A 22,958-nucleotide genomic window follows, 5' to 3' on the forward strand; every position below is an offset into this window, starting at 1 on the left:
TCATTCGGGCAGCGTCTGGTGCCGCGTCTCGACCGCGAACGGCAGAATCAGGACGCCGAGCCCGAACACGGCCGCGGTCCATGCGACCGGCACGCCGAGCGATCCATAACCGTGAATCGCGGCACCGAGCAGAAAGTTCACGCCCGCGCCGATGAAGCGGCCGACCGACGCGTTGAACGCAAATGCGGTGGCCCGCACGCGCGTCGGATATTGCTCGGGCAACCACAGCGAGAAGATCGCGAAGTTGCCGCCGAAGAAGCCGAGGAACGCGAGCGACACCATGAACGCGGCGAGCCCGTTCGGCTGGTAGAACGCCCAGCCGAACGCGAACACGATCGAGCCGGCCATCCCCGCGAAATACACGCCGAGCGCGGTACGCCGGCCAAGCCGTTCCGACAGCCACGGCGCCACCAGGCAGCCGGAAATCGTCGCGCACGACAGGATCGCCGCGCCGATCGACGCAAGCCGCAGCGCGCCGACGTGATCGATGCCCGCACGCGCCGCCAGCGTGGTGACCGCGCTCGCCTCGTAGACGGAGCCGGCCCACAGCCCGACGATCGCAACGCCGACGAGGCTCGCGCTCGTCAGCGTGCGGCGCCGGAACGCCGGCGCGAAGATCTCGCGCAGCGGATGCGCGCGCCGCGCGTCAGCCACGTCGCCGTCGCGCGCGTCGTGCCGCCGCCACTGCCCCGGCTCCTTCACGCGCATCACCGTGAACACCGCGAGCAGCGCGGGCGCCAGCCCGCACAGGAACATCGCGCGCCAGCCGTAGGTCGCGCCGATCGTGTAGTTCAGGCAGGCCGCGATGAAGAAGCCGAAGTAGTAGCCCGTCTGCAGGTAGCCGGCGCCCATCTTGCGGCGGTCTTCCGGCCAGCTCTCAGCGACGTAGGTACCGGCGAGCGCCCATTCGCCGCCGACGCCGATCCCGGCGATCAGCCGGCACGCGGCCAGCGCCCACACGTCGTGCACGAACGCGGCCGCGCCGGTGAACACCGAATAGATCAGGATGCTCGCCGCGAGCGTGCGCACGCGGCCGAAGCGATCGGCGAGCGGCCCCCAGATGAACGACAGCCCCCAGCCGATCAGGAACAGCGCGAACAGGATCGAGCCGTACATCCCCAGATTCGCGGGCGTCGCCGCGATGCCGGACGCCGGCAGCAATTCCGTCAGCGCGGGAATCAGCACGAGCGCGTAGATCACCGAATCCACGCCGTCGAGCACCCAGCCCGCGTACACGGCCCAGAAACCCTTCACCTGCTCGCGCGTGAGCGGCGTGCGCCGCGGCTTCGCGCCGGCCGCCGGCGCGTCGATCGCCTTGAACATCTTCGTCTCCTTGCCGGCGGGGGCCGGCTCTTGCGCCGCGTCGGTCCGGAATGGCCGGCAGTCGGGCTCTTTTGTGAGACGAGTATAGAAACGCTATCGATCGCTGAAAAATATGATATTCATCTCGCTCGATCGGATTGGCTTATGGCTCGAATCGGGCGTGATTCGGGCTTGAATCGGAGACGGCGGCGATGGACTTGAGGCAGTTGCGCTATTTCGTGAAGGTCGTCGAATGCGGCAACGTCACGCACGCGAGCGAGGCGCTGCACGTCGCGCAGCCGGCGGTGAGCCAGCAGATGCGCAATCTCGAGCAGGATCTCGGGATGCAACTGCTCGAACGAAGCGTGCGCGGCGTCGCGCCGACCGCCGCCGGCCGCACGCTGTACCGGCACGCGCTCGAGTTGCTGCGCCAGGCCGACGGCACGCGCGAGCTGCTGCGCCGCGACGCCGACACGCCGCAGGGCCGCGTGACCGTCGGCATGCCGTCGAGCACCGCGCGCGTGCTGGCCATTCCGCTCGCCCGCGCGGTACGCGACCGCTATCCGGGCATCATGCTGGAGCTGATCGAAGCGCCGAGCGCCGACCTCGACACGCTGCTCGAACGCGCGCGGCTCGATCTCGCGATCGTCGTCGATGCGGTCGACACGCGCGGGATCGCGATCCACCGGCTGCTGACTGAAACGCTGTACCTGATCACGTGGCCCGGCTTTCCGGTGCCGGACGCACCCGTGCCGCTCGACGCGATCGCGCGGATGCCGCTCGTGCTGCCGAGCGCGCCGAATACGATCCGCAACCGCGTCGACTGGGCGATGCGCGAGGCCGGGCTGTCGTACGAGATCAGCTTCGAGGCGAGTTCGACCGGGCTGCTGTTCGCGGCCGTGATGGCGCAGCTCGGCGTGACGATCCTGCCGTGGACCGCCGCGCACGTCGAGATCGCGGAGCGCAAGCTCAAGCTGTCGACGGTCGCGCACCGGCTGTTCGCGCGCGACCTGTCGCTGTGCTGGCACGACACCGCGCTGGTCAGCAACGCGGTGCAGAAGGTGAAGGCCGAAATCGTCCGGCTGTTCGATACGCTCGGGCAGCGGCCGGAATGGGCGGCCGCCGGGCATTGACAATGGCCGCCGGCACCCCTTAACGTAGCGCCATCCTAACCATCTCCGGTTCAGCTTAAGAGGTTGTCGGCCCGCTCGTGCTCGACACCTCCGCCTTCCTCGAAGGCCTGCTGCTTGGCGCCGGCCTGTTCACGTCGGTCGGCCCCAAGGACGCCTTCGTCATCAAGCGCTCGCTTTCGAGCCCTCACCTGCTCTCCATCGCGCTCGTCTGCGCAGGCAGCGACGCATTGCTGATCGTGCTCGGCGCGCACGGGCTGTCGGCATTGCTGTCGCGCCATGCCGCCGTGGTGACGGCCGCGCTGTGGGCCGGTATCGCGTATCTCGCCGGCTACGGCCTGCTCGCGCTGCGCTCGGCGATCGTCGGACGGGAGCCTGAGCATGTAGATGGCTCGCGCGTCGCTAGCGAACCCACGCGGTCGCGCACGCTGCTCGCGACCGCCGCGGTTTCACTGCTCAATCCGTATGCATGGATCGATACGGTGCTGCTGCTCGGGACCGTGATCGTGAGCCACGCGCCGTCTGCCCGCGCGCCGTTTGCGATCGGCGCGATGACTGCGTCGCTGGCGTGGTTCCTGATGCTCGTCTATGGCGCACGCGCGTGCCGTGCGTGGTTCGCCCGTACGCTCGCGTGGCGCGTGCTTGATGGCTTCGTCGCGGTGATGATGCTCGGCTTCGCGGTGCGTTTCGCGATCGACGCGCTTTAGGCGTCAGCGGCCCGATACCGATATCGCGCGGAATGCGTCGTGCGCGTGGGCATGCAGCTCGAATCCGATACCCGGCGCCTGCGGCACGCGGGCGTATCCCGCGTCGACGATTTCGCCATCGGCGAGTCCGCTGAAGGGTTCGAATGCGAACGGGCTGACTTCCGCGCCGCCGAGCCCGAGCGCCGCGACGACATGCAACGAGAACAGATGGCCGCCGTGCGGCCAGAACGCGTCGCGCCGCCAGCCGCGCGACACGAAGTGATCGACGATCTGCAGATAGCCCGGCAGCCCGTAGCTGTGCACGGGATCGAACACCAGCACGTCGCGGTCGGCACGCAAGCCGCCGTAGCGGTCGAGCAGCTTCGCTTCCGCGAGCGAAAACAGCGCTTCGCCTGCCGCGATTGACGGTGCGTACCGCGCGGCGACGTCTGCCTGGAGCGGCAGGTCGAGCGGATCGCAGATGTCCTCGAACCACCACAGATCGAACGGCGCGAGCATGTCGACGGCCCGGTCGACGGTCGTCGCGTCGTACGTGTTCATCGCGTCGACCGCGAGATGCGAAGGGCCTGCCAGCTGCGCGGCCGCGGCTTCGATGCGGCGCCGGTCCTGATCGAAATCCGCACCGCCGATCTTGATCTTCGCGTGCGTGTAGCCGAGGTCGACGATCCGGCGCATCTCGTCCGACAGGCGCGCGAGGTCGTCATGCGGGTAGCGGTAGCCGCCGCCCGCGTACACGCGCACGCGCGGCGCCGCCGTGCGTTGGAGGCGCTCGGCGAGAAAGCGGTGCAGCGGCAAGCCGGCGATCTTCGCGGCCGCGTCCCAGATCGCCATGTCCAGCGTGCCGACCGCGACGCAGCGTTCGCCGTGTCCGCCCGGCTTCTCGCCGGCCATCATCGCGCGCCAGGCGCGGAATGGGTCGAGGTTCGTGCCGGCTTCGTCGGCGAGTGAGTCGGCGGCAGCCAGCAGGCGCGGCGCGAACCGTTCGCGGATCAGGCCGCCCTGCGCAAAGCGGCCGATCGATGCGTAGCCGTAGCCCGTCACCGGGCGGCCGTCGCGCACGACATCGGTGACGACCGCGACGACGCTCGTGGTCAGGCCGCCGGACGGGATCGCCGGATCGGCATAGCGGGATACGGGAATCGCGCGTTCATGGATCGCGGTGATGCGCATGGTCGGGGTTCCGAGGGTTGCGACCGGCGTCGGCGAACGAGGTACGCGATGCAGCCGGAACGCTGCATCATAGGCGCTGTCGCCGCGGGTTGCAGGCGTACGCTACCGCGACGGGCAATCGCGCCGCAGCCGCAGTGTGATCGCCGAGAAATCGGCCTGGATCACGGCGAAGATGAACACAGTCGACATGCCGAACAGCAGCACACCGCACGACGCTTCGATTCCACCGAGCATCCGCCAGTTCGCGGCGGGAACGACGCCCGCTGCGCCGAGCGTCGACATCGTGTCGATCGAGAAGAACAGCGCGACGACCGCCACGCCGGCCATCCCCGCGATGTGTACGAGAATCGTGGCCATGCCGAGCAGGATGCCGATCGTCCAGTTTTCCATGCGAGGCCTTTGTTTCGGAACAACAACAGAAACGTGGTAGGACTAACATCAGGACCGAAAACGCGACAGTATAGTCGAGATCGCATTCCTGTCGTATAGACGACTAGCGGATCGGCCTTTCGGGTAACGGAGAGCATGCAGCCGACTTCAAAGTAACTCTCCGTAGCCAGGTAACTGGCGCGCCATTGCTCAAATACGATTATCGAGGAAAAAATCCCCACGAAAACGCAACAATCAATTTTCCACCTAACTACGCCATCTCGCTAAGCTTTCGCGCTCAAGAAACGCCGAAACAGTGCAGCGTAACCTGGTTGCTTAATTTCGGATACGTTCGCCCCGTGTCTTTCGTAGTATTTACCGTTAAAATCGCAAGGTTCATGGCCCGCTTCTACTTTAAAAATCACAAGGGATCGACCAAAGTACGAAATCAGTCTTACATCTCGAGCTATCTGAGCACGCGCCCACTCACTCATCTGACTTGCAGCGAGTCGCTGCATTATTCCATGAAAATAGGAATCCAACTTCTTCGGAAGCCCAGCAGCTTCGTGATCAATGCCTGTGATCAGGAATCGTTGATACTCTATTGCCCCTATTCCATATAAATCCTTGATTCTCGCTGCCGTCTTGGCGTCGTCAGCCACACCAACAATTACGTACCCTACTGCCCCTGGTCCCTGATTGGCCATTGCCGCAAGTGTTTTGAACACTTTTTCAAAGAGAGGTTCATCGAATTTCGCCGAGCCGTCCAACAGCATGAATCCCTGCTTAAAATCATAGAGCGTTTGCTCGGTGTACGACTGCATCAGAATATTCTCGAATTCTGTTGTCCACGACGACAATGCAGGATCGTTTTGCCTTCTCTTGGAGAATGATTTTTGAAGAAGCCCCTTTACCACCGTGATGTTCTTTTCTCGATCGTCCGCACTGAATCGCCCACCGCCGCCACCGATTGAAATATTCTCACCCGCACCATCCAGCGCTTTGGCGGCCTTATTAACATCCCTGATGACCAACTGCTCGTTAATCATCAGCTCCCAAAGAGCCAAAAACACACTCTGAAAATAGCGAGGCACGCGCAAGCCCGCGTCCGCAAACATCAATTCGTTAAAACGCTTTTTTGATGCCTTCACGATATCGCGAAAGACATCATGAACCGTCATATACTGCATAATCAGAACATCGCTACCAACCTTATTAACAGCGACCTCAATCTCGTCTCTCCGAGCCTGCTTTGCACCATTTGGCGAATAACCAAAAAACTCGTCGATAATTTCCGCGCTGGAGGATACTTTCGGCGTTAGAAGGATATAGCCGAGCATGTCCGCGATTAGTTCCTCATCTCGCGACTGACGAATGTACTCTCGAGTGAGAATATTGTTCTGAACCCAGAACAGAGTATCGACATTCAAACCATAAGGCAATTCTTTGCTGGTGATACTTATTTGCTTCATTGCAGACAAATACAGTTTGTCGCTAGCAGACACGTCGCCTCTAACTCGCGCAGCAAGATTTCGCACCAGTTGAGCGAACGAGTTTGTGACACCCGCAACACGAAGCTCCTGTCTCGACAGATGCTTTCCGTAAGCGTTGATTCTACGAAAAATCTCATCAATCTGCGTATAAGCAGTAGCCGGATATACAGTGAGCGGCAAGCTATAGCCAACAATCTTGACGCAGATTGCTCGATCAAGAATCGGAGTCTTTTGAATCAACCGCCCCTCATCAAGGAGAAGCTTCGTTTGGGCCATAGCCTGCAAATCAAAATACGCCCCATCGAGATCGAACTCCCCTTCTATGAAGGAAACGATCGCATTAAGTCGTTGCATCCCGTCGATAATTTCAAAGCGATCCTCTCCTTCATGCTCCACATCCGCCAGCAAGATCAACGGCACAGGAAACGCTTGGCGTAAAGAATCGATGAATGCACGCTTCTCATCTATGGACCAGACAAGCTTTCGTTGATATCGTCGATTTACCAGAAATCTACTTTCCGCATTAAATCCGTAAACACGCTCGACGCTCTCGTTGCGATTTGTAAGGTCTTGCTTAATGCTTGCCATTTGGTGACCGCTTCTGAGGGGGTTCAAGGGAATTCTTCACTAAAGGTACAGCACCTGGACCGAAGCGCTTTCAGTTCGACTAAGACGAAGGTTTCGAATCACTAGGAAATACCGATGATAAACGATGTGATCACGCGGGCCTACCACTCTCCATAAACCGATCAGATCACGCGCGTTTCGGTCTGCATGTAACACATCTATCTCAGCGGCGACATCCGCACAGCCCCACCGAGGCTCTACATCCAGATGTTGCGGCCATCGCTCAGAGAAGTAGGACCGCTGAGCAGTACACCGCCCAATCGACACACTACCCGACCGAACGCGATAAAAGTCGGTGACATTAAGGAGAGAAGCGCTTCGCGACCAGCTCCCAACCGCCCCCGGGCCCCCTCTACCAGTGCTGACATCACTCCGTGATCGCGCAACGTCTGCGGCCAAACTTCCACACTTGCCACTGCTATAGATAGCCGTGTACAATCGTGCGTTCTGCGGGCGTCGTATAATGGCCATTACCTCAGCTTCCCAAGCTGATGACGTGGGTTCGATTCCCATCGCCCGCTCCACTTTCCGGCTGCACAACAGCCTGCGCATGAGCCGCCTCGTCGAAGGCGGCTTTTTTGTACCATGCGCCGAATCGCCCGGCAGCACTGCTGCGCAACGGGTCCTCGCCCGAACCGAGCCTTTCTCTGTACCGATGATGCACGACGATCCGAACGAAGCCGGCCTGCCGCCGCACGACGACGCCATTCCCGACGAAGCCGACCAAGCTGGCGAAGGCGCCGACGAAGTCAACCCGCTGCACCACCGCCGCATCCGCAGCTTCGTGACGCGTGCCGGCCGCGTGTCGACCGGCCAGCGCCGCGCGCTCGACGAATTCGGCCCGCGCTTCGTGGTCCCGTATGCGCCGGAGATGCCCGACTGGGACGCGATCTTCGGCCGCAGCGCGCCGCGCATCCTCGAGATCGGTTTCGGGATGGGCGCGTCGACCGCGGAAATCGCCGCGCACCGCCCGGGTGACGACTTCCTCGGCGTCGAGGTGCACGAGCCGGGCGTCGGCGCGCTGCTGAAGCTGATCGGCGAGCAGGAACTGTCGAACATCCGCATCATCCAGCACGACGCGGTCGAGGTGCTCGAGCACATGATCGCGCCGGCAAGCCTCGACGGCGTGCACATCTTCTTCCCCGATCCGTGGCACAAGGCGCGTCACCACAAGCGCCGGCTGATCCAGTCGCCGCTCGTCGCGCATCTCGCGTCGCGCCTGAAGCCCGGCGCGTACCTGCACTGCGCGACCGACTGGCAGAACTACGCGGAGCAGATGCTGGAAGTGCTCAGCGCGGAACCGACGCTCGAAAACACCGCTGCCGATTACGCACCGCGCCCGGACTACCGCCCGGTGACGAAATTCGAACGGCGCGGGTTGCGACTCGGCCACGGCGTGTGGGACCTGGTGTTCCGCAAGCGAGCAGACTAAGCGCGCCCCCGCCCCGCGCAGAATAAAGAAAGCCCGACCGGCATCTCACGCCGGTCGGGCTTTTTTCATGGAGCGGCGCATCGACCGCTCGCCAACCTCACGCCCAGTTCAGCCACCCGCTGTAACCGACCAGCAGCACGAACAACCCGAACGCGATCCGATACCACGCGAACACCGTGAAATCGTGCGTCGCGACATAGCGCAGCAGCCAGCGCACGCACACGAACGCACTGACGAACGCCGCGACGAGCCCGAGCGCGAACAGCCCGAGCGAATCGACGGTGAACGCCTGCCAGTCCTTCACGGTTTCATAGAGCGTCGCGCCGAAGATGATCGGAATCGCGAGAAAGAACGAGAATTCGGTGGCCACGCGGCGGTCGAGACCGAACAGCATCCCGCCGATGATCGTCGAGCCCGAGCGCGACATGCCGGGCACCAGCGCGAAGCACTGCGCGATCCCGACCTTGAGCGCGTCGAGCGGCGTCAGCGCATCGACCGACATCACGCGCGGCGGCTCGCTGCGTTCGCGCTGCCGCGCCTCGGCCCACAGGATGATCGCGCCGCCCACGACGAGCGCGAATGCGACCGGGACCGGCGAGAACAGCACGGCCTTGATCTTCTTCTCGAACAGGAGACCGAGCGCGATCGCGGGAATCGTCGCGATCACGACGTTCAGCGTGAAGCGTTGCGCATCGGGCCGGCTCGGCAGCCCCGACACGACGGACACGATCCGCTGCCGGTATTCCCAGCAGACCGCGAGGATCGCGCCGAACTGGATCACGACGTCGAACGTCTTCGCGTGCGAATCGTTGAAATTCAGGAAGCTGCCCGCGACGATCAGGTGACCGGTGCTCGACACCGGCAGGAATTCCGTCAGCCCCTCGACGACGCCGAGGATCAATGCCTTGCAGATCAGGATCCAGTCCATCCGTGGCCCAACTCCGAAATGGTCGAAAGAAAAGGCCACTCTTGCGCGCGCGGCCCGCCCGGCCGTGCGCGCCCCGTCGTCACTTTTCGACGATCGCCACGCGTATGCCGTTTGTAAGGATCGTAATTGTACCGGGTTCGTAGTTCACCCCGGCAAATTGCAGTTGTTCCGGCTTGAACGTGTAGATCGGGTAGTTGGTCAGCAACTGCGTCGCGAGCAACCCGGCGGCGGCGCCGACCTGCTGCGCGTACATCTGCGCGTCGCCGTCCAGCACGAGGCTGTCGACGGCCGGCGCCTTCAGCACGACCGAGCGGCTCGGCGCGTCATACGCGAGCTGGCCCGACACGGTGAACTTGCCGCTGACGGGCCCGCGCAGGAACGGGCTCGCGAAATTCGCGTCGAGCTGCACGGCGATGCGGTTCTGGTCGGGCAGCAGGTTGACGGCCGGGTTCGCGAGCGACACGTCGACGACCTGCGCGACCGTCTTCTGGTAAGGGAACTTGCGCGCGACGGCCTTCTGCACGTCGCCGCGCGAGAACGTGTAGTGATCGGGGATGAACGGGAACGTCGACGCGCACGCGGCAAGCGATACGCACACGCCGACGGCGCCGACAGCGGCAGCGAGAAAACGGCGCCGGCCGGGCGCGCGAGGGACGGTCATGCTGATTTCTCTCCTGGATGCGCCGGCCGCGTCGCGGCCTCGAGGCGCGTGAGCCACGCGAGCGCGTCGTCGCGCGACGCGCCGCACATGTCGGCGGACGGCTGCAGCCCGGAGCAGCACGCGGGGCGCTCGGGCCGGCCAAAGATCATGCAGCGCAGGTCGTCGCCGAGCTGCACGCAGCGCACGCCGGCCGGCTTGCCGTCGGGCATGCCCGGAATCGGGCTGGAAATCGACGGGGCGATACAGCACGCGCCGCAGCCCTCGCGGCACGCATGCGGCGGCGGGGTTTCGGCGGGCACCGGGCGGACAGGCATTTCGACGGACACTCGGCTCTCTCGACGAACAACGAAAAACGGTGCGGCAACCGGACGCGGCGTCCGGCAGCCCCACCCCGCATTGTGCCATCGCCGGCTGCGACGTTATTACACAATGCGGCCCGATCGCGCGTTCATATACTCGAAAGCATCTAAAAAAGCGCGAGACCGTCATGCATTCTGGTTCTGCCGACACGATGTTCCGTCCCGATTTGCTCACGAAATACGGCGCGAACGGGCCGCGCTATACGTCGTACCCTACCGCACTGCAATTCCGCGACGATTTCGATCCGGCCGACTACGTCCGCGCGGCGGGCGACCCCGGCGCGTCGTCGAGCGACCTGTCGCTGTACTTCCATATCCCGTTCTGCAACACCGCGTGCTTCTACTGCGGCTGCAACAAGATCGCGACCAACAACCGCCGCCGCGCGCGCCCGTATCTCGACCAGCTCAAGCGCGAGATGGCGCTGCAGGCCGCGCTGTTCGATCCGTCCCGCCCCGTCACGCAACTGCACTGGGGCGGCGGCACGCCGACCTTCCTGTCCGACGACGAAACGGCCGAGCTGATGGCGGCCACGCGCGAGCATTTCGCGCTCGCGCAGGACGCCGACGCCGAGTTCTCGATCGAGATCGACCCGCGCACGGTCACGCCGGCGACGCTCGTCCACCTGCGCACGATCGGCTTCAACCGGCTGAGTCTCGGCGTGCAGGATTTCGACCCGGCCGTGCAGCAGGCGATCAACCGCATCCAGCCGCTCTCGATGACCGCCGACCTGCTCGGCGCCGCGCGCGCGACGGGCTTCCATTCGGTGAGCGTCGACCTGATCTACGGGCTGCCGCACCAGACGGTCGCGGTGTTCGCGAGCACGCTCGAGACGATCATCGAACTCGCGCCCGATCGCCTGTCGGTGTTCGGCTACGCGCACATGCCGCACCTGTTCAAGATGCAGCGACAGATCGACGATGCGGCGCTGCCGCCGCCGGAAACGCGCATCGCGCTGCTCGGCCTCGCGATCGACATGCTGACGTCGGCCGGCTACGTGTACATCGGGATGGACCACTTCGCGCGGCCGTCCGACGAGCTCGTGCGCGCGCAGCGCAACGGCACGCTGCAGCGCAATTTCCAGGGCTACAGCACGCGCGCGGATACCGACCTGCTCGGCTTCGGCGTGTCGTCGATCGGCAAGGTCGGCGACGTCTACGCGCAAAACGCGAAGGACCTGCCCGCGTACGGCGCCGCGCTCGACGCGGGCCGGCTGCCGATCGCGCGCGGCGTACGGCTCACGCCGGACGACCGGCTGCGCCGCGACGTGATCACGCAACTGATGTGCAACCTCGCACTGCCGTTCTCGCATGTCGAGGCCGCGCACGGCATCCGCTTCGCCGATCATTTCGCACGCGAGCTCGACGCGCTGCGCCCGTTCGAGCGCGACGGGCTGCTGACGATCGCAGGCGACCGGCTGACGATCCATCCGGCCGGCCGGATGGTCGTGCGCAACATCGCGATGGCGTTCGACGCGTACCTCGGCCAGACGCCGCGGCAGCGCTACTCGCGCACGGTTTGAGGCCGGTTCGCACGGCAAGGGGCGGTCGCGGGCCGCACGCGGTCGGCCGGTTTGATAGAGTGTGAGGCTTACATCCGCTTCGCCAGCCCCCCAAGATGCGCACCACCAAAGCGACCCACGCGGTCGAACGCCTGAAGACCCGCTCCGGCAACCCGCACTTCGCGGCCGTCGCGATGGCGGGCGGCCTGTTCTATCTCGTCGACCGCTCGGGCGGCACCGCCGAGAAGCGCTGCGAGCCGCTGCCGCCCGACGAATTCGTCAAGTTCGTCGACGAATTCGGCCCCAAAAAACCGCGCAAGGCGAGCAAGCTCGACCTTGCGTTCGAGGCGCAGATCAAGAAGAGCAAGGGGTAAAGGTCTGTTGCAGGCCGCCTGAAGGCTTCGCGGCCGTGCCGTTTGGTACAATCACGAAGTTTCTCTATCCCCGCTGATGGCCCACCAGGCTGCGTGACCACACCATGAATATCGAAAACGCGCGTTTCAACATGATCGAACAGCAGATCCGTCCGTGGGACGTGCTGGATCTGGATGTCCTGGGCCTGCTGTCGATCGTCAAGCGTGAAAACTACGTGCCGGCCGAATACCGCGATCTCGCGTTCGCCGATCTCGAACTGCCGCTGCCCGGCGGCGCCAGCAAGATGCTGTTCCCGCGCGTCGAAGCACGCGTGCTGCAGGAACTGACGGTCAAGAAGCACGAAAACGTGCTCGTGATCGGCGCGGGCTCGGGCTACCTGGCTGCGCTGTTCGCGCATCGCGCGCAGCACGTGACGGCCGTCGAGATCGATCCGACGATCGCGAAGTTCGCGGAAGACAACCTGCGCAACGACGGCGTGACCAACGCCGAAGTCGTGCTCGGCGACGGTTCGCGCGGCTGGGCCGCGAAGGCGCCGTACGACGTGATCTGCGTCGCGGGCGGCCTGCCGGTCGTGCCGCAGGAAATGCTCGAGCAGCTGAAGATCGGCGGCCGCCTGTCGGCGTTCGTCGGCGGCCGTCCGGTGATGAAGGCGCAGATCATCACGCGCATCGACGACAAGCAGTACCGCGTCGCCGACGTGTTCGAAACGTACATCGACCACTTGGTCAACGCGATCGAGCCGTCGCGCTTCAAGTTCTGAGCGGCGGAGCCTCCATGCAAATCCTGACGCCCGCGATGCTCGCGGAATGGCTTGGCGACACGGCGCGCCCCGCGCCGGTCGTGCTCGACGTGCGCGAGCCGTGGGAAATCGCGACCGCGCAGATCGCCGGCAGCGTGGCGATTCCGATGCAGCAGATTCCCGCGCGCAGCGAAGAGCTCGACGACGAAGCGGAAATCGTCTGCGTGTGCCATCACGGGATGCGCAGCGCGCAGGTCGCGATGTTCCTCGAATCGCGCGGCTTCACGAAGCTGTACAACCTGCAAGGCGGGATCGACGCGTGGTCGCGCGACGTCGATCCGTCCGTGCCGCGCTACTGATCGCTCCTTCCGGCGGCGCATCATGCGTCGCCGCGCCGCCCGGCACTGCCGCCGGCCGCACCTATCCGCCGAACGGGCGCGCACTGCGTGCCCGTTTTTCTTTTCCTCCCCGCTTTCCCTGCGTTTCGACGCCGCAGCGCCGCCGTGCACCATTTGCGCCCGTGCGTCTGCACCGCAACGGACCGCGCATGCTACACGGCGCGTCATCCGCACCGCCCCGATGCCCGACGATGGCCCGCGCAGGCACGCCGGGCGTGCATTCGCGCGACTGGCACATGCCTTGCGTTACACGATGGCCGGCGCCGCCACGGCGCACGCGCATCCAACACGACAAGGGGATCTCGATGAAACGTCGCAGTCTGTTGAAGTTCGGTTCGATGGCCGGCGCGCTCGCGCTGGCGGGCAAGAGCCCGTTCGCGCACGCGGCCGACGCGGGCACCGGCCCGATCAAGGTCGGCGTCCTGCATTCGCTGTCGGGCACGATGGCGATCTCGGAGACGTCGCTGAAGGACACCGCGCTGATGACGATCGCCGACATCAACAAGAGCGGCGGCGTGCTGGGCCGCAAGATCGAACCGGTGGTGGTCGATCCCGCGTCGAACTGGCCGCTGTTCGCCGAGAAGGCGCGCCAGCTGCTCACGCAGGACAAGGTCGCGTGCGTGTTCGGCTGCTGGACGTCGGTGTCGCGCAAGTCCGTGCTGCCGGTGTTCGAGGAGCTGAACGGGCTGCTCTACTACCCGGTGCAGTATGAAGGCGAGGAAATGTCGCGCAACGTGTTCTACACGGGCGCCGCGCCGAACCAGCAGGCGATTCCCGCCGTCGAGTACCTGATGAGCGCGGAAGGCGGCGGCGCGAAGCGCTTCTTCCTGCTCGGCACCGACTACGTGTATCCGCGCACGACCAACAAGATCCTGCGCGCGTTCCTGAAATCGAAGGGCGTGAAGGACGCCGACATTCAGGAGGTCTACACGCCGTTCGGCCACAGCGATTACCAGACCATCGTCGCGAACATCAAGACCTTCTCGCAGGGCGGCAAGACGACCGTGGTCTCGACGATCAACGGCGACTCGAACGTGCCGTTCTACAAAGAGCTCGGCAACCAGGGCATCAAGGCGACCGACGTGCCGGTCGTCGCGTTCTCGGTCGGCGAGGAAGAGCTGCGCGGGATCGATACGAAGCCGCTCGTCGGCCACCTCGCCGCTTGGAATTACTTCATGTCGGTGAAGAACCCCACCAACACGAAGTTCAAGGACCAGTTCGCCGCGTGGGTGAAGGCGAACAACCTGCCGGGCGGCGCGAAGCGCGTGACCAACGATCCGATGGAAGCGACCTACGTCGGCATCCACATGTGGAAGCAGGCCGTCGAGAAGGCGAAGAGCACCGACGTCGACAAGGTGCGCGTCGCGATGATCGGCCAGACGGTCGCCGCCCCGTCGGGCTTCACGCTCGCGATGGACGGCAACCATCACCTGCACAAACCGGTGATGATCGGCGAGATCCGCGGCGACGGGCAGTTCAACGTCGTGTGGAAGACCAAGACGGCCGTGCGTGCGCAGCCGTGGAGCCCGTTCATCGCGGGCAACCAGGGCAAGCCGGACGTCGTCAGCTCGATTCCGGCGTTCCTGCGCCGGCAGCGCGCGGCGCTGGCCTGACGCCGTGCGGCACGTCGCGCTTCGTGTGCGACGTGCCGCCCGCACGCTCGCCCGCTGCCGATGCGCCGGCCGCGCTTGCCGTGACCCATCGCCGGCGCCGGCGCCACGCCGCACCGCTCCCCTTTCCCACGCCCGACAGGATTCCCCGATGCCTACACGCTTTCGCCGAGCCGCCCGCGCGATCGTGGCATGCGCCGCCCTCGCGGGCCTGCTGCCGCACGCCGCGTTCGCGCTGACGGCGGCCGACACCGCCGCACTCGCCGGCGACGACTTCGACGCGAAGACGGCCGCGATCGAACGGCTTGCCGCCGACACCGATCCGCGCGCCGTTGCGGTGCTCAATGCGCTGTCGAGCGGCGATGCGCTCGCAACCGGCGACGGCCACCTGCTGATCCAGTCCGGCGACACCGCGCACGACGCGCTCACGCAGGCCGCGACGCCGGCCGGCGACGCGCAGCCGGTGATGCTGAACAACCTGCTGCGCACGAAGATCGCCGGCGCGCTGTCGGGCCTCGCGCTCGCGTCGCCCGACGTGGCCGCGCGCCGCGACGCGATCGACGCGCTGCTGAAGTCGCCCGCCCCGGCGCTCAAGCCGATGATCGACCGCGCCCGCGCAAAGGAAACCGATCCGGCGCTGAAACGCCGCCTCGATGCGCTGTGGGCGATCGCCGCGCTGCACGATCCCGATCCGGCCAAGCGTCTCGAAGCCGTGCAAGTGGTGGCCGCGCGCAGCGACCTCGACATGATCGAACAACTCCGCCCGCTCGTCGCGAAGAACGCCGACGGCAGCTACGCGGAACCCGACGCACGCGTGCGCGACGCCGCGCAACACGGGCTCGATACGTTGCACGCGCTGCAGCGCCGCGGCGAAATCGTCGGCACGTTGTTCGCGGGCCTGTCGCTCGGCAGCGTGCTGCTGCTCGCCGCGCTCGGCCTCGCGATCACGTACGGGCTGATCGGCGTGATCAACATGGCGCACGGCGAATTCCTGATGATCGGTGCGTACGCAACCTATGTCGTGCAGACGCTGATCCAGCGCTACGCGCCCGGCGCATTCGACTGGTATCCGCTCGTCGCCGTGCCGGTGTCGTTCGCGGTGGCCGCGCTCGTCGGCATCGTGCTCGAAAGGCTCGTGCTGCGGCACCTGTACGGCCGCCCGCTCGAAACGCTGCTCGCGACCTTCGGCGTGAGCCTGATCCTGATCCAGGCCACGCGCATGCTGTTCGGCGCGCAGAACGTGCAGGTCGTGAACCCGTCGTGGATGAGCGGCGGCGTGACGGTGATGCAGAACCTGATCCTGCCGTACAACCGGCTCGCGATCCTCGCGTTCGCGCTCGCGGTGGTGTTCGTCGCGTGGGCCGTGCTGACGAAGACGCGGCTCGGCCTGTTCGTGCGTGCGGTCACGCAGAACCGCCGGATGGCCGCCTGCGTCGGCGTGAAGACCGCCCGCGTCGACGCGTATGCGTTCGCATTCGGCGCGGGCATCGCGGGCCTCGGCGGCTGCGCGCTGTCGCAGATCGGCAACGTGGGCCCCGATCTCGGCCAGAACTACATCATCGATTCGTTCATGGCCGTCGTGCTCGGCGGCGTCGGCCAGATCGCCGGTACCGTGCTCGGCGGCTTCGGGCTCGGCCTCGCGAGCAAGGCGATCGAACCGTTCTGGGGCGCCGTGCTCGCGAAAATCGCGGTGCTCGTGATGATCGTGCTGTTCATCCAGAAACGCCCGCAGGGGATGTTCGCCCCGAAGGGCCGCAGCGCGGAGGCTTGACGTGACTTCATACACCGATTCGATGTCGAACCCGGTCGCCGACGCGTCGAAGCCCGCTGCCGCCGCACGCGCGGCGGACGGCTTCGCGCTCGGCCTGCCGCCCCGCCCCGCGCTGCTGTCGCGCCGCGCGTGGCTCGCGCTCGTCGCGCTGTGCGTGGCGATCGGCATCGGCGTGCCGCTCGCCGCGCTGGTTGCGCCCGAAGCCAGCGCGTTCCATCTGTCCGCGTACACGATGACGCTCGCCGGCAAGCTGATGTGCTACGCGATCGCCGCGCTCGCGCTCGATCTCGTGTGGGGCTACTGCGGCATCCTGAGCCTCGGCCACGGCCTGTTCTTCGCGCTCGGCGGCTATGCGATCGGCATGTACCTGATGCGCGAGATCGGCCGCGACGGCAAGTACGGCAGCGACCTGCCCGACTTCATGGTGTTTCTCGACTGGCACCAGTTGCCGTGGTACTGGAGCGGCACGCAGCATCTCGCGTGGGCCCTCGCGCTGGTCGTGCTCGTGCCGGCCGTGCTCGCGTGGGTGTTCGGCTTCTTCACGTTCCGCTCGCGCGTGAAGGGCGTGTACCTGTCGATCATCACGCAGGCCATGACGTTCGCCGCGATGCTGCTGTTCTATCGCAACGAGACGGGCTTCGGCGGCAACAACGGCTTCACCGATTTCAAGCGCATCGCCGGCTTCGCGATCACGTCGCCGGGCACGCGCACGGTGCTGTTGCTGCTGACGTTCGCGACCCTCGTGCTCGCGTTCATCGCCGCGCGCGCGATCGTCACGAGCAAGCTCGGGCGTGTGGTGACCGCGGTGCGCGACGGCGAGACGCGGCTGATGTTCCTCGGCTACAGCCCGCTCGCGTACAAGTTGTTCGTGTGGACCGTGTCGGCCGTGCTGTGCGGCATCGCCGGCGCGCTGTACGTGCCGCAGGTCGGCATCATCAACCCCGGCGAGATGTCGCCCGGCAACTCGATCGAAATGGCGATCTGGGTCGCGGTGGGCGGGCGCGGCACGCTGATCGGGCCGATCGTCGGCGCGTTCGCGGTGAACGGCGCGAAGAGTTTCTTCACCGCGTACTTCGCCGAATACTGGCTGTTCTTCCTCGGCCTGATCTTCGTGCTCGTGCCGCTCCTGCTGCCGCGCGGGATCATGGGCCTCGTCGAAACCGTGCTCGCGAAGGGGAAACGCGCATGAACGGAACGGCTCTCTACCAGTTCACGCCGCCGCCCGAAGACGAACTGCTGGCCGTCAGCGGCAGCGCATCGATGGGGCGCGTCGTGCCGGACGGCATCGATACGTCGCACGGCACGATCCTCTATCTCGAGGATATCGAGGTGAGCTTCGACGGCTTTCGCGCGCTGAAGAAGCTGTCGCTCGCGATCGACGCGGGCGAGCTGCGCTGCGTGATCGGCCCGAACGGCGCGGGCAAGACGACGATGATGGATGTCATCACCGGCAAGACGCGGCCCGATGCGGGCAAGGTGTTTCTGGGCCAGACGATCGATCTCGCGCGGATGAACGAACCCGAGATCGCGCGGGCGGGCATCGGCCGCAAGTTCCAGAAGCCGACCGTGTTCGAACAGCATCCGGTGTGGGAAAACCTCGAACTCGCGATGCAGACCGACAAGGGCTGGCTCGCGTCGCTGCGCGCGCGGCTCGACCGCACCGCGCAGGGAAAAATCGAGGAAACGCTCGCGCTGATCGGCCTCGAAAGCCACGCGTATCGCGCGGCCGGCGAGCTGTCGCACGGGCAGAAGCAGCGGCTCGAAATCGGCATGCTGCTGATGCAGCGCCCCGCGCTGCTGCTGCTCGACGAGCCGGCGGCCGGGATGACCGACCACGAGACGATGGAACTCGCCGAACTGCTGAACACGCTGCGCGGCACCTGCTCGATGATGGTCGTCGAGCACGACATGGAGTTCGTCGCGGCGCTCGCGGGCGACACGGGCCGCGTGACGGTGATGGCCGAAGGCGCGGTGCTCGCGCACGGCACGCTCGACCAGGTCAAGCGCGACGACGCGGTGATCGAGTCTTACCTCGGACGATGATGCGATGCTGAAAATCGAAGCGCTGAACCAGTACTACGGCGGCAGCCATATCCTCCGTAACGTGAACCTCGTCGCCGACGACGGCAAGCTCACCGTGCTGCTCGGTCGCAACGGCGTCGGCAAGAGCACGCTGCTGCGCTGCCTGATGGGCGTCGTCGCCGCGAAAAGCGGCCACGTGTCGTGGCGCGGCGCCTCGCTCGGCGCACTGCCGCCGTATGCGCGTGTAGCGGCCGGACTCGCGTACGTGCCGCAGGGCCGCGACATCTTTCCGCGGCTCACCGTCGAGGAAAACCTGCTCGTCGGCGCTGCGAGCCGCAAGGCGCCATCGAAGGTACCCGACCGCATCTACGACCTGTTCCCGGTGCTGAAGGACATGCGCGCGCGGCGCGGCGGCGACCTGTCGGGCGGCCAGCAGCAGCAGCTCGCGATCGGCCGCGCGCTGATGAGCGAGCCGCAGTTGCTGATCCTCGACGAGCCGACCGAGGGCATCCAGCCGTCGATCATCCAGGACATCGGCCGCACGCTGCGCCAGCTCGTCGACGAATCGAACATGACCGTGCTGCTCGTCGAACAGTATTACGATTTCGCGCGATCGATCGCCGATCGCTACTGGGTGATGAGCCGCGGCGAGATCGTCGCGGGCGGCGACGCGCGGGACATGGAGACGCATGGCGTACGGGAGTTGATCGCGGTGTGACGGGCGGCACGGCGGTAGGCACCGCGGTAGGCACCACGGCGCGCGGCGGCTGACACTTACGGCCGGCGCGCGGAACGCCCGTACGCAGCGCTTTCAACGCACGCGGCATCTGCATTATTGTTCCGGTAGCATCCACGTTCTTCGCACCCGCTTCCTCGTTTCCCGTTCGCCGCCGATGTCCGCCCCCGATTCGCATGCCCCGCTGTCCCGCCCCGCCGTCGCCAAGTCGTGGCGCGGCCGCCTCGAACTCGGCTTCGAGCGGCACGGTGCGCGCACGACGCTCGCGCACCGGCTGCACGACGGCCCGCTGCGCGTGCAGCGGCCGCTGTACCCGGAAGGCGACGCGATCTGCCATGCGGTGATCGTCCATCCGCCGGGCGGCGTCGCGGGCGGCGACCGGCTCGACATCGACATCGCGCTCGGCGACGGCACGCACGCGGTACTGACGACGCCCGGCGCGACCAAGTGGTACAAGTCGAACGGCCTCGATGCGACGCAGCGCATCGGCATCGCGGTCGGCGCGCACGCGAAGCTCGACTGGCTGCCGCAGAACAACCTGTTCTTCGACGCGGCGCACGCGGCGCTCGACTTCACGGTAACGCTCGGCGAAGGGGCAAGCGCGATCGGCTGGGACGCGACGCAGCTCGGGCGCCAGGCGGCCGGCGAAACATGGTCGGCGGGACGCATCGCATCGACGTCGGCGCTCGTCGATGCCGACGGCCGGCCGCGGTGGACCGAGCGCGCGCTGCTCGACGCGCGCGACCCGCTGCGCGGCGCGCTGCAGGGCCTCGCCGGCTTTCCCGCCTACGGCACGCTGTGGGCCGTCGGCGCCGCGTGCGACGCCGCGCTCGCCGAAGCGCTCGCCGCGCGCATGCCGTTCGACGACACGCTGCGTGCGGGCGCCACCTGCGTGACGCCCGGCGTCGTGCTGGTGCGCGCGATGTCGACGTCGATGGAAGCGTTGCAGCGCCACTTCACCGACTGCTGGCTGCAGTTGCGGCCGATCGTGCATGGCGTCGACGCGCGGCCGCTGCGTCTCTGGCAGACCTGAACGCGCACGCGTCACGCACCGTTTCGGCGCAACGCCACCCCGCACGCCGCACGCTCGCCATGCATCACGCACCACGAACGCGCATGGCGGCACGTCGGATGCACATGGCACGTACCTTGCTGCTTACATAAGCGATACACGACGCACGCAAAACAGCGCGGTGCTACGATGATCCGCACCCCTGCCCGGTCGCATGCGCACCGATAAAAATTACGTTTTCCTGAACGCCTGCCTTCATGAAACTGACTCCCCGCGAAAAGGACAAGCTGCTGATCTTCACGGCGGCGCTGCTCGCCGAACGCCGCCGCGCGCGCGGCCTGAAGCTCAATTATCCGGAGGCGGTCGCCTTCATCACCGCGGCGCTGATGGAAGCCGCACGCGACGGCAAGACGGTGGCCGAGGTGATGCACTACGGTACGACGCTGCTCACGCGTGACGACGTGATGGACGGCGTGCCGGAAATGATTCCCGACATCCAGGTCGAGGCGACCTTCCCCGACGGCACGAAACTCGTGACCGTCCATCACCCGATTCCGTGAGGCCCCGCATGATCCCCGGCGAAATCCTCACCGACGACGGCGAACACGAACTGAACGCGGGCCGCGCGACGCTCTCGCTCGTCGTCGCGAACACCGGCGACCGCCCGGTGCAGGTCGGCTCGCACTACCACTTCTTCGAAGTCAACGACGCGCTGTCGTTCGACCGCGCGGCCGCGCGCGGCTTCCGGCTCAACATCGCGGCCGGCACGGCCGTACGCTTCGAGCCGGGCCAGACGCGCACCGTCGAGCTCGTCGCGCTGGCCGGCGAGCGCGCCGTCTACGGTTTTCAGGGCAAGGTGATGGGGCCGCTGTAAGCCGCGCCCCGCTCTTCAGGAACAGCACATGACACTACGCTTGAGCCGCCGCGCGTACGCGGAAATGTTCGGGCCGACGACGGGCGACCGCGTCCGGCTCGCCGATACCGAACTGCTGATCGAGATCGAACGCGACTTCACCACGTACGGCGAGGAAGTGAAGTTCGGTGGCGGGAAGGTGATCCGCGACGGGATGGGCCAGTCGCAGCGCGTGGCCGCCGACGTGCCCGATACCGTCATCACCAACGCGGTGATCCTCGATCACTGGGGCATCGTGAAGGCCGACATCGCGATCAAGCACGGCCGCATCGCGGCGATCGGCAAGGCCGGCAACCCCGACATCCAGCCGGGCGTGACGATCGCGATCGGCGCCGCGACCGAAGTGATCGCCGGCGAAGGGCTGATCGTGACGGCGGGCGGCATCGACACGCACATCCACTTCATCAGCCCGCAGCAGATCGACGAGGCGCTCGCATCGGGCGTCACGACGATGCTCGGCGGCGGCACGGGGCCGGCGACCGGCACCAACGCGACGACCTGCACGCCGGGCCCGTGGCACATGGAGCGGATGCTGCAGGCCGCCGACGGCTGGCCGATCAATCTCGGCTTTCTCGGCAAGGGCAACGCGAGCCTGCCGCAGCCGCTCGTCGAGCAGATCGCGGCCGGCGCGATCGGCCTGAAGCTGCACGAGGACTGGGGCACGACGCCCGCCGCGATCGACAACTGCCTGTCGGTGGCCGACGACACCGACACGCAGGTCGCGATCCACACCGACACGCTGAACGAAGCCGGCTTCGTCGAATCGACCGTCGCCGCGTTCAAGGGCCGCACGATCCACACGTACCACACCGAAGGTGCGGGCGGTGGCCATGCGCCGGACATCCTGAAGGTGTGCGGCGAGATGAACGTGCTGCCGTCGTCGACCAATCCGACGCGCCCGTACACGATCAACACGCTCGACGAGCATCTCGACATGCTGATGGTGTGCCATCACCTCGATCCGTCGATCGCCGAGGATCTCGCGTTCGCCGAATCGCGCATTCGTCGCGAGACGATCGCGGCCGAGGACATCCTGCACGATCTCGGCGCGCTGTCGATGCTGTCGTCCGATTCGCAGGCGATGGGCCGCGTCGGCGAAGTGATCATCCGCACCTGGCAGACCGCGCACAAGATGAAGGTGCAGCGCGGCGCGCTGCCGGAGGACACCGCGCGCAACGACAACTTCCGCGCGAAGCGCTACGTCGCGAAGTACACGATCAACCCGGCACTCACGCACGGCATCGCGCACGAAGTCGGCTCGATCGAGCCCGGCAAGTGGGCCGACCTCGTGCTGTGGGAACCCGCGTTCTTCGGGATCAAGCCGTCGATGATTCTCAAGGGCGGGATGATCGCGGTCGCGCAGATGGGCGACCCGAACGCGTCGATCCCGACGCCGCAGCCGGTCCACTATCGCGAGATGTTCGCGACCCGCGGCGGGGCGCTCGCGCGCACGTCGCTGACCTTCGTGTCGCAGATGGCGGCCGATGCGGGCATCGCGGAGCGCTACGGCCTCGCGAAGCGGATCGTGCCGGTGCGCAATTGCCGCAACGTGACGAAGGCCGACATGATTCACAACGCATGGCGTCCTTCGATCAGCGTCGATCCGGAAACCTACGACGTGATCGCCGACGGCCAGTTGCTCACCTGCGAACCGGCGACGGTGCTGCCCATGGCGCAGCGCTATTTCCTGTTCTGATTCGGAATC

23 protein-coding genes and 1 tRNA gene are annotated in these 22,958 nt (G+C 66.0%); 17 read left to right on the forward strand and 7 right to left on the reverse strand.

The window, feature by feature from the left end; translation table 11 throughout:
• Entirely contained in the window at positions 1-1,323 is a 1,323-nt protein-coding gene (locus BLS50_RS04085) for an MFS transporter (protein ID WP_074800927.1), read from the reverse strand.
• A gap of 191 nt (positions 1,324-1,514) precedes the next feature.
• On the opposite strand from BLS50_RS04085, the gene BLS50_RS04090 reads away from it, so the two are divergent.
• A complete protein-coding gene (locus BLS50_RS04090) occupies positions 1,515-2,435 on the forward strand; it encodes a LysR substrate-binding domain-containing protein (protein ID WP_074800931.1) in 921 nt (306 codons plus the stop codon).
• A gap of 77 nt (positions 2,436-2,512) precedes the next feature.
• Entirely contained in the window at positions 2,513-3,139 is a 627-nt protein-coding gene (locus BLS50_RS04095; protein WP_027809397.1) for a LysE/ArgO family amino acid transporter, read from the forward strand.
• 3 nt (positions 3,140-3,142) lie between these two features.
• Here BLS50_RS04095 and BLS50_RS04100 read toward each other — a convergent pair whose 3' ends face one another.
• From BLS50_RS04100 to BLS50_RS04110, 3 genes are all read right to left on the reverse strand, one after another.
• Positions 3,143-4,309: an enolase C-terminal domain-like protein gene (locus tag BLS50_RS04100; RefSeq protein WP_074800934.1), complete on the reverse strand. Its 1,167-nt coding sequence runs from the start codon at positions 4,307-4,309 to the stop codon at positions 3,143-3,145.
• Positions 4,310-4,411: 102 nt separating this feature from the next.
• Positions 4,412-4,699, reverse strand: a complete 288-nt coding sequence (locus tag BLS50_RS04105; protein ID WP_074800936.1) for a hypothetical protein — start codon at positions 4,697-4,699, stop codon at positions 4,412-4,414.
• Between the two features lie 263 nt (positions 4,700-4,962).
• Positions 4,963-6,759, reverse strand: a complete 1,797-nt coding sequence (locus tag BLS50_RS04110) for a DUF262 domain-containing protein (RefSeq protein WP_074800938.1) — start codon at positions 6,757-6,759, stop codon at positions 4,963-4,965.
• A 488-nt stretch (positions 6,760-7,247) separates the two neighbouring features.
• On the opposite strand from BLS50_RS04110, the gene BLS50_RS04115 reads away from it, so the two are divergent.
• Positions 7,248-7,322: transfer RNA gene (locus BLS50_RS04115), tRNA-Gly, on the forward strand.
• Positions 7,323-7,453: 131 nt separating this feature from the next.
• Entirely contained in the window at positions 7,454-8,230 is a 777-nt protein-coding gene (gene trmB, locus BLS50_RS04120) for a tRNA (guanosine(46)-N7)-methyltransferase TrmB (protein WP_074800941.1), read from the forward strand.
• A gap of 97 nt (positions 8,231-8,327) precedes the next feature.
• On the opposite strand, the gene BLS50_RS04125 is transcribed toward trmB, so the two are convergent.
• The 3 genes from BLS50_RS04125 to BLS50_RS04135 form a co-directional block, all read right to left on the reverse strand.
• Positions 8,328-9,158, reverse strand: a complete 831-nt coding sequence (locus BLS50_RS04125; protein ID WP_011544783.1) for an undecaprenyl-diphosphate phosphatase — start codon at positions 9,156-9,158, stop codon at positions 8,328-8,330.
• 79 nt (positions 9,159-9,237) lie between these two features.
• Positions 9,238-9,819: a DUF1439 domain-containing protein gene (locus BLS50_RS04130; protein ID WP_074800945.1), complete on the reverse strand. Its 582-nt coding sequence runs from the start codon at positions 9,817-9,819 to the stop codon at positions 9,238-9,240.
• Positions 9,816-10,133 (reverse strand): YkgJ family cysteine cluster protein, encoded by a 318-nt coding sequence (locus BLS50_RS04135; protein ID WP_011544782.1) that lies wholly within the window; start codon positions 10,131-10,133, stop codon positions 9,816-9,818. Before BLS50_RS04135 ends, BLS50_RS04130 begins: the two co-directional genes overlap by 4 nt.
• A gap of 173 nt (positions 10,134-10,306) precedes the next feature.
• On the opposite strand from BLS50_RS04135, the gene hemN reads away from it, so the two are divergent.
• The 13 genes from hemN to ureC all read left to right on the forward strand — a co-directional run bounded on the left by hemN (position 10,307) and on the right by ureC (position 22,949).
• Positions 10,307-11,698, forward strand: a complete 1,392-nt coding sequence (gene hemN / locus BLS50_RS04140; RefSeq protein WP_074800948.1) for an oxygen-independent coproporphyrinogen III oxidase — start codon at positions 10,307-10,309, stop codon at positions 11,696-11,698.
• A gap of 95 nt (positions 11,699-11,793) precedes the next feature.
• Entirely contained in the window at positions 11,794-12,051 is a 258-nt protein-coding gene (locus BLS50_RS04145; RefSeq protein ID WP_074800952.1) for a hypothetical protein, read from the forward strand.
• 104 nt (positions 12,052-12,155) lie between these two features.
• Positions 12,156-12,812, forward strand: a complete 657-nt coding sequence (locus BLS50_RS04150; RefSeq protein ID WP_011544780.1) for a protein-L-isoaspartate O-methyltransferase family protein — start codon at positions 12,156-12,158, stop codon at positions 12,810-12,812.
• 14 nt (positions 12,813-12,826) lie between these two features.
• Positions 12,827-13,150, forward strand: a complete 324-nt coding sequence (locus BLS50_RS04155; protein ID WP_006476692.1) for a rhodanese-like domain-containing protein — start codon at positions 12,827-12,829, stop codon at positions 13,148-13,150.
• A 344-nt stretch (positions 13,151-13,494) separates the two neighbouring features.
• A complete protein-coding gene (gene urtA, locus BLS50_RS04160; protein WP_011544779.1) occupies positions 13,495-14,802 on the forward strand; it encodes an urea ABC transporter substrate-binding protein in 1,308 nt (435 codons plus the stop codon).
• 148 nt (positions 14,803-14,950) lie between these two features.
• The gene (gene urtB / locus BLS50_RS04165) at positions 14,951-16,570 is read left to right on the forward strand and encodes an urea ABC transporter permease subunit UrtB (protein ID WP_074800955.1); all 1,620 of its coding nucleotides are present in this window, start codon (positions 14,951-14,953) and stop codon (positions 16,568-16,570) included.
• 1 nt (position 16,571) lies between these two features.
• Positions 16,572-17,759, forward strand: a complete 1,188-nt coding sequence (urtC, locus tag BLS50_RS04170; RefSeq protein WP_027810756.1) for an urea ABC transporter permease subunit UrtC — start codon at positions 16,572-16,574, stop codon at positions 17,757-17,759.
• Positions 17,756-18,613 (forward strand): urea ABC transporter ATP-binding protein UrtD, encoded by an 858-nt coding sequence (gene urtD / locus BLS50_RS04175; RefSeq protein ID WP_006476695.1) that lies wholly within the window; start codon positions 17,756-17,758, stop codon positions 18,611-18,613. The genes urtC and urtD overlap by 4 nt, the downstream gene beginning before the upstream one ends.
• A 4-nt stretch (positions 18,614-18,617) precedes the next feature.
• Complete coding sequence (gene urtE / locus BLS50_RS04180; RefSeq protein WP_074800959.1) at positions 18,618-19,310, forward strand: urea ABC transporter ATP-binding subunit UrtE; 693 nt, start codon at positions 18,618-18,620, stop codon at positions 19,308-19,310.
• A gap of 175 nt (positions 19,311-19,485) precedes the next feature.
• Positions 19,486-20,361 (forward strand): urease accessory protein UreD, encoded by an 876-nt coding sequence (locus tag BLS50_RS04185; protein WP_074800962.1) that lies wholly within the window; start codon positions 19,486-19,488, stop codon positions 20,359-20,361.
• Positions 20,362-20,597: 236 nt separating this feature from the next.
• Positions 20,598-20,900 (forward strand): urease subunit gamma, encoded by a 303-nt coding sequence (ureA, locus tag BLS50_RS04190; RefSeq protein ID WP_006406310.1) that lies wholly within the window; start codon positions 20,598-20,600, stop codon positions 20,898-20,900.
• An 8-nt stretch (positions 20,901-20,908) separates the two neighbouring features.
• Positions 20,909-21,214, forward strand: a complete 306-nt coding sequence (locus BLS50_RS04195; RefSeq protein ID WP_011544772.1) for an urease subunit beta — start codon at positions 20,909-20,911, stop codon at positions 21,212-21,214.
• Positions 21,215-21,242: 28 nt separating this feature from the next.
• The gene (gene ureC, locus BLS50_RS04200) at positions 21,243-22,949 is read left to right on the forward strand and encodes an urease subunit alpha (RefSeq protein WP_006476701.1); all 1,707 of its coding nucleotides are present in this window, start codon (positions 21,243-21,245) and stop codon (positions 22,947-22,949) included.
• The last annotated feature ends 9 nt before the right edge of the window (positions 22,950-22,958 follow it).

Source organism: Burkholderia orbicola, assembly GCF_900100915.1.
GTDB lineage: Bacteria > Pseudomonadota > Gammaproteobacteria > Burkholderiales > Burkholderiaceae > Burkholderia > Burkholderia orbicola.